At 67.2% G+C, this 14,466-nt stretch carries 14 protein-coding genes and 1 pseudogene; 5 read left to right on the top strand and 10 right to left on the bottom strand.

The features are described 5' to 3' along the window. Nucleotides 1-6 precede the first annotated feature (6 nt). The 4 genes from AC4LGL_RS04250 to AC4LGL_RS04235 form a co-directional block, all read right to left on the bottom strand. Nucleotides 7-1,374 (bottom strand): 9-bladed beta-propeller domain-containing protein, encoded by a 1,368-nt coding sequence (locus tag AC4LGL_RS04250; RefSeq protein ID WP_491837780.1) that lies wholly within the window; start codon nt 1,372-1,374, stop codon nt 7-9. 2 nt (nt 1,375-1,376) lie between these two features. Next, nucleotides 1,377-1,871 carry a hypothetical protein gene (locus AC4LGL_RS04245; protein WP_491837779.1) on the bottom strand — a complete coding sequence of 165 codons (495 nt, stop codon included), beginning with the start codon at nt 1,869-1,871 and terminating at the stop codon, nt 1,377-1,379. 45 nt (nt 1,872-1,916) lie between these two features. Beyond that, nucleotides 1,917-3,173, bottom strand: coding sequence for a L,D-transpeptidase (locus tag AC4LGL_RS04240; protein WP_491837778.1), 1,257 nt, complete (start codon nt 3,171-3,173; stop codon nt 1,917-1,919). Nucleotides 3,174-3,298: 125 nt separating this feature from the next. Continuing rightward, on the bottom strand, nt 3,299-3,832 hold the full coding sequence (locus tag AC4LGL_RS04235) for an LOG family protein (RefSeq protein ID WP_491837777.1): 534 nt from the start codon (nt 3,830-3,832) through the stop codon (nt 3,299-3,301). Between the two features lie 55 nt (nt 3,833-3,887). Between AC4LGL_RS04235 and AC4LGL_RS04230 the strand changes: the two genes are divergently transcribed. The 5 genes and pseudogenes from AC4LGL_RS04230 to AC4LGL_RS04210 form a co-directional block, all read left to right on the top strand. Further along, nucleotides 3,888-6,395: an SEC-C metal-binding domain-containing protein gene (locus tag AC4LGL_RS04230; protein WP_491837776.1), complete on the top strand. Its 2,508-nt coding sequence runs from the start codon at nt 3,888-3,890 to the stop codon at nt 6,393-6,395. A gap of 34 nt (nt 6,396-6,429) precedes the next feature. Then, nucleotides 6,430-6,636 carry a hypothetical protein gene (locus AC4LGL_RS04225; RefSeq protein WP_003885622.1) on the top strand — a complete coding sequence of 69 codons (207 nt, stop codon included), beginning with the start codon at nt 6,430-6,432 and terminating at the stop codon, nt 6,634-6,636. Then, nucleotides 6,633-7,016 (top strand): type II toxin-antitoxin system death-on-curing family toxin, encoded by a 384-nt coding sequence (locus tag AC4LGL_RS04220; protein WP_491837775.1) that lies wholly within the window; start codon nt 6,633-6,635, stop codon nt 7,014-7,016. Before AC4LGL_RS04225 ends, AC4LGL_RS04220 begins: the two co-directional genes overlap by 4 nt. Nucleotides 7,017-7,077: 61 nt before the next feature. After that, the gene (locus AC4LGL_RS04215; protein WP_491837774.1) at nt 7,078-8,712 is read left to right on the top strand and encodes a peptide chain release factor 3; all 1,635 of its coding nucleotides are present in this window, start codon (nt 7,078-7,080) and stop codon (nt 8,710-8,712) included. Nucleotides 8,713-8,768: 56 nt separating this feature from the next. Then, a pseudogene (locus AC4LGL_RS04210) lies at nt 8,769-9,407 on the top strand (DUF2293 domain-containing protein); the annotation flags it as partial. 19 nt (nt 9,408-9,426) lie between these two features. Here the strand turns inward: AC4LGL_RS04210 and cax are convergent. The 6 genes from cax to AC4LGL_RS04180 all read right to left on the bottom strand — a co-directional run bounded on the left by cax (nt 9,427) and on the right by AC4LGL_RS04180 (nt 14,466). Beyond that, a complete protein-coding gene (cax, locus tag AC4LGL_RS04205) occupies nt 9,427-10,527 on the bottom strand; it encodes a calcium/proton exchanger (protein WP_491837773.1) in 1,101 nt (366 codons plus the stop codon). 37 nt (nt 10,528-10,564) lie between these two features. Next, the gene (locus AC4LGL_RS04200; protein ID WP_491837772.1) at nt 10,565-12,883 is read right to left on the bottom strand and encodes an esterase-like activity of phytase family protein; all 2,319 of its coding nucleotides are present in this window, start codon (nt 12,881-12,883) and stop codon (nt 10,565-10,567) included. Nucleotides 12,884-12,979: 96 nt separating this feature from the next. Then, nucleotides 12,980-13,387 (bottom strand): hypothetical protein, encoded by a 408-nt coding sequence (locus AC4LGL_RS04195; protein WP_491837771.1) that lies wholly within the window; start codon nt 13,385-13,387, stop codon nt 12,980-12,982. Between the two features lie 31 nt (nt 13,388-13,418). Continuing rightward, nucleotides 13,419-13,817 (bottom strand): type II toxin-antitoxin system VapC family toxin, encoded by a 399-nt coding sequence (locus AC4LGL_RS04190; RefSeq protein ID WP_491837770.1) that lies wholly within the window; start codon nt 13,815-13,817, stop codon nt 13,419-13,421. After that, the gene (locus AC4LGL_RS04185; protein ID WP_491837769.1) at nt 13,814-14,077 is read right to left on the bottom strand and encodes a type II toxin-antitoxin system VapB family antitoxin; all 264 of its coding nucleotides are present in this window, start codon (nt 14,075-14,077) and stop codon (nt 13,814-13,816) included. Before AC4LGL_RS04185 ends, AC4LGL_RS04190 begins: the two co-directional genes overlap by 4 nt. Nucleotides 14,078-14,115: 38 nt before the next feature. Then, entirely contained in the window at nt 14,116-14,466 is a 351-nt protein-coding gene (locus tag AC4LGL_RS04180; RefSeq protein WP_491837768.1) for a hypothetical protein, read from the bottom strand.

The raw sequence follows: 14,466 nt of genomic DNA, 5'->3' as shown, positions 1-14,466 counted from the left end.
CCCCGGCTACTCCGCCCGGAGTCCCACCAGTTCCTTCGGGTTTCTGGCGATCAGCGCGGTCCCGATCTGTTCCACGACGCCGCGGCGGTCCGGCGCGGGCATCCGCCACAGGCGTTGGCAGGTGGACAGATCCGTGGCGACGATCTCATCGCGGGAGGCGTGGTAGGTCGTGCTGAGGACGATGTGGCCGTCGGATCCGACGTAGTGGGTGAAATCGACCTGGCAGCGGGTGCCGGGGTCACCGGTGTCCAGGCTCCACTGCTGCCAGGTCTCGTTGTCAGGGCCGTCCTCGCCCTGCCACACATACAGGTCACCGCCGATCACCCGGAACTTGGCATGGCGGTAATCGACTGCCGCGCCGGGGAACTCGACGACCTGCCGGCCGTCGCGGGAGTACACCCGGACCACTGACCGGTCGAGCACGATCGGGACGGTGGTGGCGTCCAACAGGTTGTAGCCCGTCAGCTCCTGCTGTGCCAACAGCTCGCCGGACGCGTTGTAGAACAGCACCCCGGCCACGTCCTGCGCCTCGTATTGATAGGCGAATCCACCGGGGTAGACGGCCGCCCGGCGCAGCGTCGTGCCCGGCGGCGGTGTCGGGGTCCGCTCGGCGCCGTCGATCACCGAGAACACCCGGTAGGTCGGGTCTTCCGGCGTGGGGATCTGCGTCGCGAGGGTCAGAGGCGCGTCGTCGGCCACGGTCAGCGTCGGCACAGCGAGCTGGCCGCTGCCCGGGACGAACCACGTGCGCTCACCGGTGGCCCCGATTCCGTAGACACCCGTGCCCGGCACGGTGGCCACCAACCGGGTCTGCCCCAGCGGATTTCCGATCGCTTCGGCGACGGGCTCGGTGCCGTAACCCTCGATGAGCAAGTCGGTTTCGCCGGAGTGGGTGACCTGCCCCCGCGCCAGGTCGAGCACCCATACCCGGCGCGGCTGGGAGTGGGCGGTGTCCTCGTCGGTCAGGCATACCGCGGTCTGCTCGCCGTTCAGGTGACAGTTTCCGTCGAATCGGACGTGCAGGCCCTCCAACAGGATCGGGTCGAACAGCCTTGCGCCGGTGCGCAGATCGATGCCGTACACCCAGCCGCGGTATCCGTCCCCGCAGGACAGATCGCAGTCGGCGAGAAAATACCCCCGATCACCGGCGCTGCCGAACGGCTTTCCCACCGGTATCTCGTCGGGCAGCCCGATGTCGGCCGGAGTCAGCCGCCAGGCCTGCCTCGGTGGGTTCTGCAGCGACAATCCGATCAGCTGCGGCGTCGGCGCGGGCGGCTCCGATTCTCGGCGTTGCACCCACAGCACCACCGCGGTCACCGCCACCACGACCACGACAGCCGCGGCCGCCAGCGCAACAAGCAAGCCCCGGCGCATCGCTAGAACACCCAACTGCCCGAGGGCTGCACAACGAAGCCGTGGTTCACGATCGGGTCGATGCAGGCGACCCCGTCATCGGTCACCGCGCAGGTGATGTTGACGGCGGTGAGCTTATGGCCGGGGGCCAGCCTCGGATATCCGGCCGGCGGCGGACAGGTCCCGCGGCCGCGGCCGAAGGACGAACCGATCCCGTCGCACGACCCTTCCATCTCGCTCTGCGGCGCCTCGGCGGGCAGGCCGACGATGGTTCCGCTGCACCCCGGGACGACGTGGTCGTTGTGGTCTGGGCGGTAGTCCCATGTGCACGTCAGGGTCGGCGTGGTGAAACCGATCCTGGAGGCCTTGAGACCGTGCTGGACATACGGCGCGGGATCGACCGCGGAGAACGCGTCGAGATCCGGAAAGCCGGGCGGTGCGGCGGCGGCGGTCGGTGCCGTCGCACCGGCGAGGACGATGGCTGCCCAGGAGGCCGGCACCACGAATGCACGACGCACGGTCCAATGCTAAGGGCCGTCGGCGGGCCTGCTCAGCGGCAAAAGTCAGTGCAGCGCGCTGCCCTTGACCCACTCGGCCCACGGCACCGTCCAGTCGCCGTTGTTGGTCGCCTTGAGCGGGTCGCCTCCGGTGTTCCGGATCTCGACGATGTCGCCGGGCACCGAGAAGTTGTAGAACCATTCGGCGTTCTCGCCGTTGAGGTTCAGGCAGCCGTGGCTCGTGTTCTCCTTGCCCTGTGCCCACACCGTCGCATTGAGCTGGTGCAGATAGATGCCGTCGATGCTGATGCGGGTGGCCCACGGAATGGTCGTCTTGTAGCCGAGCCGTGAATTGACGGGCAGGCCGTAGGTCGAGGAATCCATGATCACCGGGTTGGCCTTGTCCATCACGGTGTAGATGCCGCGCGGGGTCCAGAAGCTCATCGTGGTGGCACCGATGGTCTCGGTGCCCCCCATGCCCATCGAGGTCGGCATGGTGCGCACCAGCTTGCCGTTGTCGTAGACCCGGACCTGCTTGTCCGTGTCGTCGGCGACGGTGACGTGCGAGGCGCCGATGGTGAAGGACACCTTCTCGTCCTGCGCGCCGTAGAGGTCGTCGCCGAGTTTGGCGCCGTAGATGCCGGCATCGACCGTGACCTTGGTGCCGGGGGCGTAGTACTTCTCCGGACGCCAGTGCGCGGTCTGGTCGTCGATCCAGTTCCACGAGCCGACGGCTTTGGGCGCGGTGACGACCTTCATCCGGTTCTCGGCGGTGGCCTTGTCGGTGACCGGTTCGTCGAAGCGCGCGACGATCACCATGCCGACGCCGTAGGTGGCACCGTCCTGCAGGGGGGAGTAGTTCGTGCCGTTGAGGTAGACGCGGGCCTGGTAGCCGGGGGTCACGGTAGAGAACGTGGTGGTTTTGCGGGTCGGCATGCCGCCGGGGCCGCGCGCGTCGACCTTGAGCGTGTAGGTGCGGCCGTAGCCGAGCGTGGTGGTGGGCTTCCACGTCCTGGCGTCGGGGGTGAGGACGCCGGGGATCTCCTTGCCGGCGTCGTTGAGCATCGTCACGCGCGCCACGGTGCCGGTGTCGGCGGTGACCATGACCCGGGCCAGCGGGTCGACCTCGGCGTCGGGCTTGGGAACGATGGTCAGCCTGGCCGGCTCGGTGGGTGAGGGCTGCGGCGCACCTTGGGGTGCGGCCGCCAACGTCTGGCAGTGCTCGGCGCAGTCCGGCAGGGCCGAAACAACGACACCACCCGACACGGCCAACACAGCAAGTGCGACCGCCAGGTAGGCACGACGAACAGACGTCAACTTCACTCCAATGTGGTTCGGCGAGGGCCTGATTGATCAGGGCGTGATCAGTGTCTCAATGGTAGCCGGGCCCGCTTCAGCGCGAGCACAAGGCCCACGGGATGTGGGCGAGTCGTGACGGTGTCGTTGCGTCAGCCGGCGACACGCTCGAGGTAGTCCATCGCCGCGGCGGGTTCCTCGGCGACGAACACCAGCTCATCCAGCGGCACGGGCAGGAACCCGTCCTGCTCCATCCGGCGCAACTGGATCATCAGGCCGTCATAGAACCCGGCGGTGTTCAGCAGCACGACGGGCTTGTCGTGGCGCCGGTGCTTGCGCAGTTCCAGGATCTCGGTGGCCTCGTCGAGGGTGCCGAGCCCGCCGGCCATCACCACCAGTGCGTCGGAGCGCTCCAGCAGCATTGCCTTGCGCTCGGAGAGATCGGCGGTGATCACCATCTCGTCGGCGCCTGTCCTGGCCTGCTGCCGCAGGAACTCGACCGAGATCCCGACCAGACGGCCGCCGCCGGCCTGCACTCCATCGGCCACGACCTTCATCAAGCCCTTGTCGGAGCCACCCCAGACGAGCGTATGGCCGCCCTTGCCGAGGAGTTCGGCGAATTCGCGCGCCGGTTCGGTGTAGCGCTCATCGAGGTCGGCGGCGGACAGGAAGACACAGATGTTCATCGGCGACTTTCGGGCGGCAAGTTGGGGCGGACGGATGTCTCTACCGTGGCATAACGTGGCCGCCATGGTTGACCCGGCTGAGCAGCTGTCGACGATCCTGGCCGAGCATGGGCCGTTGGACGAGGACGAGATCAAACGGCGATTGCGCGCCGCCGGTGTCGCGCGCCCGGATGCCGTCGTCTACGACGCCCTTCACATGATGAACAGCCCGGCGGGTCAGTTGACCGATGACCGGTGGGTGTGGCTGCCGACGCTGCTGAGCGGCCGGGTGTTCACGCATCGTCTCGAGGCGCCCGAGGTCGCCCACAACATGCTCACGGTGACCCCGGATCTCGGCGCGCTCACCGATCTCTTCGAACACGAGCCCTACCATCGGTTCGCCGACGGTGCACCCGCGACGGTATTGATGGTCGGCTACGACGACGAACTGCTCGCGGAGCAGGGCATCCCAGAAGACGTGGTGCCCGAGGGCGGCGTGCTGTTGTTGCCGGTGGGCGCGCTACGCGCGTCGGGCGCGACCGTGGGAGATCTGGTCGGGATCCGGCTGAGCCCGCAGGGGCTCGTGATCGAGCGGGTCACGGTGGCGGCCGCCACGAATGTCGGAGCCCAGTTGGCCGCAACCCTCGATGTCGACGAGCCCGTGGACGCCGGCGCCGCGGTGTGGACCGCGTGCGTCCAAGACCCGACGTTGTTCACCTCACCGCTTCCGCCCGTGTCGGAGATCGTCGACGATTGCGGCCTGGTCCGCGACCGCCACTTGCTCGCACCCGCGGGTTTCGATTTCGGGCCTTGGCGTTTCAAGCTCGACTGCGAACTGCTGGCGACGCGGTATGAACTCGAACGGACCGACGCGATCGCGGTGCACGCTCTGGCCGCCGCGTGTGAGCAGCTGTCGGATCTGGTCGAGGACGCCGGCGCGATCGATGTCCAGGCGGTCGAGGACGGAGAGCTCCTGGCGGAATTCGGGGTCTTCCTGGCCGATCCGTTCTTGGCGGATGTGTTTCTGGCGGAGACGGTTCGCAGCGGCCGGGTCTCGGCTATCGCGTTGCGGTTGTTCGCCGAGTGGCTGGAACCCATGGTGCCGCGCCAGGCTCGGGTGGCGTTTCGTTGGTTGCGGGGCGTCGCCTTGGAGCGGATCGGTGACATCGCCGGCGCTGAACGGGAACTGCTGGCGGCCGAGTCGATGGATACGGACTGGCCGCTGCCGTTGTTCGAGCTGGCCCGGTTCGCCTCCGATCGCGGCGACGCCGAACGGGGCTTGGCGTTGCTACGTCGCGCCGAGGCGGCGCCCGACCATCCGCTGCTGGAGCTGTTGGAGCGGTACCGGGCCGAGCCACGCACCGACCTCGGACGCAACGAGCCGTGCTGGTGCGGGTCGGGCCGCAAATACAAGAAGTGCCATCTGGGCAACGAGCAGCTGCCCCTGGCCGAGCGGGCCGCCTGGCTTTATGCCAAGGCCGCCCAGCACGTGGAGCTGAGCGACTGGAACGAGCTGCGCATCGAGGTGGCCTTCGAACGCAGCCGATACGACGACGATCCTGGTGCACTGACCGATGCGCTGGCCGACCCGTTGGTGATGGACGCGGTCCTGTCCGAGGGCGGCGCCTTCGAGGATTTCCTGGACATTCGGGGATCCCTGCTGCCCGACGACGAGCGACTTCTGGCCGACCAATGGTCGCTGTCGGAGCGGTCGGTGTTCGAGGTCGAACAGGCGAAGCCCGGCGTGGGAGTTACCGTGCGCGATGTCCGCACCGGCGATGTCCACGAGGTACGCGAGCGGTTGGCCAGCCGCCAGCTCAAGCCCGGGCTGCTGGTCTGTACCCGAGTGCTGCCAGCCGGGGACACCGCCCAGTTCTTCGGCGGGCTGGAAGTGATCCCGCTGCACCTGCGGGACCCGCTGGTGGAGTTGCTGGACTCCGAACCCGATGCCGAGGAGCTGGTGGCCTTTCTGACTGCGCGATTCGCACCGCCGACGTTGGTCAACACCGAGGGCGACCCGATGGCGATCTGCGAGGCCACCGTGCGGATCAGCGACCCGGCCGCGGTTGAGGCCGAGCTCGACGACACGTATCAGCGGCTTGACGGCGACGGACCACCGCGGTGGCATGAGTACGTCACCACGCACGGCATGCAACGGGTCCGGGCCACATTCGCCCTCGAGGGGAACAAGTTGCGCGTGGAGACCAACAGCGAAAAGCGAATGGACAGTGCGCTTTCCACGCTGGAGAGCCTGGACCCCGGTTTAGAGGTCCTCGATGACACGCGGCAGCTGGTGGGCGATGTCCGCGATTTGTCCGATCGGTTTCCGGGTGACGACGCGGACGTGCTTGATCCCGACGATCCCGAGGTGGCCGCCGCCCTCGACGCGTTCGTCCGTGAGTACGAAGCCAACTGGCTCGATCAACCGATCCCAGCCCTCAACGGCTACACACCGCGGCAGGCCGCCGACGATCCAACCCGCCGCGGTGACCTGATCAAGCTTCTCGACAGCTTCCCGGCCGGAGCAACCGCCCGGGGCGCGATGGACGTCGACCGGCTGCGGGCCGCACTGGGTTTAATGTAAGACCAGGTTGGTATCAAACCGGTATCATCGCGTCATGGGCATGACTCTGCGGACCAGTGACGAGCAGACCGAGGCGCTGCGTCGGCAGGCCGCCGCCGAAGGCCGCTCGATGCAGGCTGTCGCGCTGTCGGCGATTGACGAGTACATCGCTCGACGCACGCATCAATCCAAGGTGCAATCAGTTCTGCAGCGCGTGGTGGCCGAGGAGGCCGGGGTTCTGGAGCGTCTGAAGGACGCATGATCGAGTACCTGGATCTCGATGACCTCTTGGAAGTTGCACGCCACGCTGTCGGAGCCGACGTGAAAGTCGGGGACTACGGATTGCTCGAATCGGCGCTGGCCCGACCGCGGGCATCGGTGTTCGGCGATGACGCTTACCCCGACCTGCATCTCAAGGCCGCGGCCCTGCTGCATTCCCTGACCCGCAACCACGCACTTGTCGACGGCAACAAACGGCTGGCGTGGACGGCCTGCCTGACCTTTCTCGGCGTCAACGGGCAGCGGATCGCGGCGCCTGAAGACGACCGCTTCGATTTCGTGATCCGGGTCGCCACCGGCGCCGAGTCCGACCTCGACGACATCGCCGCACAGCTTCGCGCGTGGAGCCACCCTTCGGGATAGCGGGCTTCGACGTCCTCGATTACGGGTTTGCCCCCAAACCCCCATACCATCGCTAGTCGAGATGACCGAAAAAGCCCTCGAAGATGCCCCGGCGACCCCGCCCTCCAACACCGCCCAAGCTGCCAAGATCGCGGCCGAGGCCGCCCGTCGCCGCACCTTCGCGGTCATCAGCCACCCTGACGCCGGTAAGTCCACGCTCACCGAGGCGCTGGCGCTGCACGCCCGGGTGATCACCGAGGCCGGCGCGATCCACGGCAAGGCGGGCCGACGCTCGACGGTGTCCGACTGGATGGACATGGAGAAGGCCCGCGGCATCTCGATCACCTCGACGGCGCTGCAGTTCCCGTACCGCGACTGCGTCATCAACCTGCTCGACACCCCCGGGCACGCCGACTTCTCCGAGGACACCTACCGCGTGCTGACGGCTGTGGACTGTGCGGTGATGCTCATCGACGCCGCGAAGGGCCTCGAGCCGCAGACGCTGAAGCTGTTCCAGGTGTGTAAGCACCGGGGCATCCCGATCATCACGGTGATCAACAAGTGGGACCGCCCAGGCCGCCATGCGCTGGAGTTGATGGACGAGATCCACGAGCGGATCGGGCTGCGCACCACTCCCCTGACCTGGCCGGTGGGCATCGCCGGTGATTTCAAGGGTGTGATGGACCGCCGGGCCGAGAAGTTCATCCGGTTCACCCGCACCGCGGGTGGCGCCACCGCCGCCCCCGAGGAGCACATCGCCGCCGCCGACGCCCACGCCGCGGCCGGCGATGACTGGGACACCGCGGTCGAAGAGTCCGAGCTGTTGTCGATGGACGGCTCCGACTACGACCGGGAGACGTTCCTTTCCGGCGAGTCCTCCCCGGTGCTGTTCACCTCGGCCGCGTTGAACTTCGGCGTGAACCAGTTGCTCGATGTGCTGGTGGAGTTGGCCCCGGCGCCCAGCGGGTCGGTCGATGTCGACGGTGTGCGGCGGGCGGTCGATTCGCCGTTCAGCGCGTTCGTGTTCAAGGTGCAGGCCGGCATGGACAGCTCGCACCGCGATCGCATCGCCTATGCGCGGGTGGTCTCAGGGACGTTCGAGCGCGGCGACGTGCTCACCCACGCCGCCACCGGCAAGCCGTTCGTCACCAAGTACGCGCAGTCGGTGTTCGGTCAGCAGCGTTCGACGCTCGACGACGCGTGGCCCGGCGATGTGATCGGGTTGGCCAACGCCGCGGCGCTGCGCCCCGGCGACACCCTGTACCGCGACATCCCGGTGGTGTACCCGCCGATCCCGAGCTTCTCCCCCGAGCACTTCGCGGTCGCCCGCGGCACCGACCCGAGCAAGCACAAGCAGTTCCGCAAGGGCATCGAGCAGCTCGAGCAGGAAGGCGTCGTGCAGATCCTGCGCTCGGACAAGCGCGGCGACCAGGCGCCGGTGTTCGCCGCAGTCGGACCGATGCAGTTCGAGGTGGCCGCCCACCGGATGGCCACCGAACTCAGCGCGCCGATCGCACTGGAGAACCTGCCCTATCAGGTCGCGCGAGTTGTCTCCCCGGAGGACGCCGACTTCGTGAACCGTCAGGTGTCAGCCGAGGTGTTGACCCGCAGCGACGGGGTCATGCTCGTGCTGTTCTCGACGCCGTGGCGGCTGGAGGGTTTCCAGCGCGACAACCCCGACATCAAGCTGGGGTCGTTGGTCGCCGCTGAGGGGTAGTGCGAGACCGGCCGTCAGGTTTACCCTCGCCTGATATGGCTGGGGCGAAGACTCGGGACCTCGTTGTCGTCATCGCGCTCAAAGACTGGACCTGCACCTCATGCGGCGGAACTGGCGACATTCTGTCCATGGAGGACGCGGGCCCGGTTTGCCTGGTGTGCGCCGACCTCGGGCATCTTGAGTTCCTTCCCGCCGGTGATGCCGCGCTGACGCGGCGAGCAACGAAGGCAAGCGACCTGCACGCGGTGGTAGTGCGTTGGAGCAGATCGCGCAAACACTATGAGCGGCAAGGGATCTTAGCCGAACCCGAGGCGATCGAACTCGCTGAACAAGAGTGCCTGTCCGACGCCGAGGTCCGCGCCCGCCGACGGGAACGTGACCGGGTGCGGCGCAGCGACGAAGACTTGCGATTCCAGGCCGATTTCGCCGCGGCGATTCTCGACCAGTTTCCGCGCTGCCCAGCCCGCCGCGCCGACATCGTCGCCCGCCACGCGGCTGCCCGTGGCAGTGGGCGGGTCGGGCGCAGCGCTGCCGGGCGTGCGCTCGACCCCGATGCCGTACGCCTCGCAGTCACGGCGTCGGTACGTCATGAGGACACCGACTACGACGAACTGCTCATGTCCGGTGTTGACCGGCGTACAGCTCGGGATCGGGTGTACGACGCCGTGGACGCGGTGCTCGACAGTTGGCGGTGACAGCCGGCGGTACTAAACGTCAGCCCCACCAGAACGAGGCGGCGATGATGCAGTACAACGCGATCAGCGCCGCACCTTCCAGCCACGTCGACTCCCCGTCGAAGGCAATGATCGCCGCCAGCACGACGGCGACCAGCAGCGCGACGATCAGCATCGGCCCGAACACCAGGGTCAGTGAGGCGAGCCCGAAGATCTGGCTCACCAACACGAGCACCGGCGCCAACACGAGGGCGATCTGAATCGGGCTGTTGAGGATGATCGAGAAGGCGTACTCGGACTGGTTTTTGGCGGCCAGTTGCACACCGACGACGTTTTCCACCGCGTTGCCCGCGATGGCCACGATCACCAGACCGGCGAATGCCTGCGAGATGTGGAGCGAGTCCATCGCCGGTTCCAGCGCGGCGACAAACCAATCGGAGACGAACGCGGCCAATCCGCCCGCAATGGCGAGCATGCCGATCGCCAAACCGACCGGCCAACGCGGCTGTTCTTTGTGCGGCTGGGGCACCGGCTCGCCGGTCTTGTCCTCGCTGGTCTTGTTCTTGTCGCGGCTCAGCGAATACGGCAGCGACAATCCGAACAGCACCAGCAGGACGACCGACACGATCATCGAGAACGACACTTCGTGCTCGGAGGCGGGTGCGTGCACCTCGTGGGCGATCGACGGAATCGCCATGGCCGTCACCGACAGCACCATCAGCACGAGGATGGTCCGGACCTGGGCGGAGCCGAGCTTCTGCGGGCCGTGCTTCAGTCCACCGACCAGGAACGCCAGGCCCAACACCAGCAGCAGGTTGGCGAGGATCGAACCGACGAGTGCGGCGCGCACCACGTCGACCAGTCCGGCCTTGAGCGCGAAGATGCAGATGAACAACTCCGGCAGATTGCCGAGTGCGGACTGCAGGACGCCGGTGGCTCCGGGGCCGAACCGGTCACCGAGTTGGTCGACGGCCAGCCCGACCAGCGAGGCCAATACCGTGACGGCCAGTGCACTGACGACAAAACCGACCAGGTGCGGCCAGCCACCGTAATGGGACAGCCCGGCCACCACACAGATGGCCAGGCCACCGAAGATCAACAGCTTGTCGGATCGGATGAAGACCGCCGTCATGCGCGTCATCTTGTCACCTCGACCCGCTCACCGGCGGGAACCGGAACTATCCTGTCAACGCCTCCGCCGCCGGGCCGAGATCGAGGAACACCGTCTCACCGTTGGCGTCGTCGAGCCCGTCGTTGTCGGTGACCACGTACAGGTCCTGGTTGCCGGCGATCGCGAAGCCTTCGACCTTCTCCTGCACATAACCGTTGGTGGCCTGCAGATCCGGCACCAGATTGCGGGCCAACGTCTTCGGCAGAACGTTCGGCTTGTCGGCAGCGGACGTCACGCCCGGGCCGTCGGGAATCGTCACGCGGTACAGCGCTTTGAGCCGTGCGTCGGGTCCGTTGAGTTTGTCGCGCTCAAGGATCAGCAATTCACCGTTGTGGACGGCGATTTCGGAGACACCGATCCAGTCGTCCTTGGTGTCGGTGGACTCCAACTGGTAGCCGAACCATTCCCACTTGTCCCCTGCCGGTGTGTAGCGCCCGATGCGGACCACGCCCGACGGGTCGGACTTGAGCTCACGTTGCAGCGCCACCCAGACGGCGTCTCCATCGACAGCGACTCCTTCGAAGCCCTGGCTACCCAGCTGGGCGGCAATGTCTTTGGGCAGCGGCACCCGCTTCTCGATCCGGCCGTCGGCGGCGACGTAGACCAATTGGTTGCCGGGGCCGTCTTCGCCTTCGACCGCCAGTACGAAACCGCCGGCGGGTCGGGCAGATACGCCCTCGGTGTCCAGGGTGGCCGGCTTGCCGTCCTCGGTGATGGGCAGTTGGGTGTCGATCAGCGCGGGCTTCTGTGCTGCGTCCAGGCCAAGGATGCGGGCCGGGCCGTAGGCGCTGTCAGTGGCGGTGTAGAGCCGGTTGCCGTCTTGCGGGTCGGCCGACAGTGCTCCGAGAGCGCCCCAGCCGATCGGCTTGCCGTCGATGTCGCCGGACACAATGGATGGAAAGTCCGGTTTGCCTTCGGCTTTGAAAGCGTCGCCGTAGCCGTAGAGGTTGACCGCGGCTCGCACGTGGGCCTCGGCGTCGTCGGCCTCCGAGGAGATCGCCAGCAGGTTGCGCGACGGGATCGGCAGCACCCCTTCGGGGCCGGGGGTGGTCGGCAGGATCTGCCGGAACTTCGGAGCGGCCGGTTCACTGACGTCGTACACGGCGACGAAGTTGCTGCGCTCCGATGCGATCAGCGCGGTGGGGCGGCCACCGATGGTGGTGATGGCCAGGCCTTCCGGCTCGGGGCCTTTGGCCTCGGCGCGCCCTTCGATGTGCAGGCCGGTGCGCACCGCGAGTTGTTCGAAGGAGTTCCCGGCGTCCCACACCACCTTGCCGGTGTTGGCGTCGAAGATCGTCCAGCCGCGGGTGCCGCCCTTCCAGTCGCCTTCGTTGGCGGTGGCGAAGTAGTCGTCGCCGATCCAGCCGATGGCGTCGGGCTCCCGCGGGGTGTCTTTGATCGAACCGGTCTGATCGATCGCGTCGTCTTCTTTGGTGTCGATGCCGTCGACGGATTGGCTTCCGGCGCTGAAGATCTTGGTGACCGTGCCGGTGTGGCCGTCGAGGACGGCGATGCCGTTGTTCTCCTGCAGCGTCACCGCGACCTGGCCGCGGGAGTTGATGCTGACGTATTCGGGTTCGAGGTCTTCGGGGGTGTCCAGACCGGCTTTCCGCGCCGCGTCGACATCGAAATCCACCTTGCGGGGCGTCCAGCTGTTCGGCGCGCCCGTGAGGTCGATCAGTTGCACGAATCCGGTCGGCGGCTGGGGCAGGCCGCCTTCCTCCTTGCCCGGCGGGGTGAACTCCTCGTTGCGCTGGTTCTCCATGGCGATCGCGGCGAACGTGCCGTCGGGGCTGATGGCGATCGAGTCGGGCTGACCGCCCAGGTCGATGCTGTGCACGGGGGTGCGGTCGGCGGTCCGGACGATATCGACGCGGCCGGAGGGGTGCGCGAAGTCGCCGCCGGTGGTGTCGACGACGACGAGGACGTGGTCTTTCACGGCCGCCACCGACGTCGGCTGGTCGTCCTTATGGCCCAGCTCGGTGAGGGAAAGCGTGCCTTTGCCAACGGGTTTGGCGGGATCTGTGATGTCGAGGAAGCCGATGCGCTTGCCGGCCGCGTCGGTGTAGATGACCGTGTTGCCGTCGGGGGTGACGGTGGAGATCTCGGCGACGGTCTCCTTCTCCGCCGGATCCTCAGCAGGTTTGTTGAGGTACACCGGGTACGTGGCGGTGCGGTGGTAGCGGTCCGCGTCGGGCAGGTTCCAGTCGATCGGCGACGTCGCCTTCGGGGTGCTCGATTCTGGCTTGCGGTCCTGCGTGGTGCAGCCCGCCAGGATCAGCGCTGCCGCCGTGGTCAGTGCTGCGGTCCGTCTCGCCGTTGTCATTCGTCACCCTCTTCAGTTGTGCCGGTGCGTCGCACGAGCCTGCCTCGCACAGGTGACTGACAGGGATTGCACAGATGAACGGAGAGCGACGCGTGGCTACAGCGGCGCCGAGAGCGGGCCGAGCACCTGGCACTGCGGCGCGATCTCCGCGATGCCCATCCAACCGCCGCATGCCCGGCCGGTGGACACGTAGGTCGCTCCGGGCCGGTAGGGCGTGCGCACCTGCGCCGGTTGAGCTCCCCTGCCCTGGTTGCATTGGATGGGTGAGGCGTTGTCCTGACGCTGCACGCAGGCGACGCTGAAGCGCGGATCTGCCGGCGCTCCGCACGCGTCCGGCGATACGGTCACGCTGACCATGTCGGCGCCGTCGACATGAACGACAGCGGGCGGCGACAGCGTGAAGGAGCATGGCGGCGCCGGATCGGCGTGGGCCACCGGCGCGGTGACGCCCGTGAACCCCGCGATCACGACCCCTGACAACAGCACCAAACTGGCCCGAGCCATGTGCCGATCATAGTTCGCGCGGCCCGTTTGATCAGGAGAGTTCGACTCCGTCGGCACCGGTATGCGAAAAGTCGTCGCCGACATACAACAGGGGTTCGCCGGTCACATCGGCTAGCGCGTAGGAATAGCAGTCACCGAGATTCAGTCCGGCGGGGTGGCCGCTACCCCGCCCGAACTCGCGGTAAGCACGCGTCGCGCTCGCGGCCTGCTCGGCGTCGAAGGGCACCGTCTCGATCCCCAGCTGATCGATCAGGCGCTCGACCCGGCGGAAATCTTCGGGCGACAACCGCCGCATGAGTACAGCAGCAACTTCGACGAGTGAGGCCGCCGAGATCTTCGGCGCAGACGCATCGAGCACAGCGTCGACGAGCGCGTCGCGTTGGGGCTCATCGAGCGCGATGGCGACGATCGCCGAGGTATCGACGATCACACGGGCAACCCGTGGTCGTCATACAGTTCGTGCTCCTCCCGGCGTATCCGCTGCTTCTGCCGACCGGTCAGCGACCGGTCCAAGTCGCCTAGCAGCCGATCGACTTGTGCGCGCCGAGCATTTCGACCGCGGCTCGCTTCGAGCTCAGCAAGTTTGGAACGGACTGCTTCCTCAACTGCACTGGTCTGACTGAGACCCGTGTGGCGCGCGAGCTCACGCACCAGTGCCACTGTCTGCTCGTTCTTGATGTTCAGACTCATGGTAGAAGTCTACCCCCAGAGGGTAGATATCTCCCACATCAACCAGGTCCGATGGTGACCAACGACGCCACCACCCCACACAAGTACTCGACCTCGGCGCTGGACGGTTGCATCTCGAAGGCATGCACGTGGCAGGCGACGCTGAGGCGGTTCCACGCGAGCGCCGCCCGGTCGGCGGCCTCGGCGGTGTCCAGGGACTTGAGCACGACGAGCTTGCTGCGCGAATTCGCCCCGGGAGCGTCCACCTTGAGGGCAGCGCATCGCTGATCGATGATCTCTTCCAGGGCCTGACGGGCCAGGAACGCCGCCACCCGGGACGACAGCCCCTCGGCCGCGCCGGGAGACCGCAGAACACGTTGCGCCTGGCCGAGCAGGTCCATGGCACTCAT

This window comes from Mycolicibacterium arcueilense, from assembly GCF_058536225.1.
Note: the sequence above shows the minus strand (reverse complement) of the source record. Positions and strands in the feature narration are given on the sequence as shown.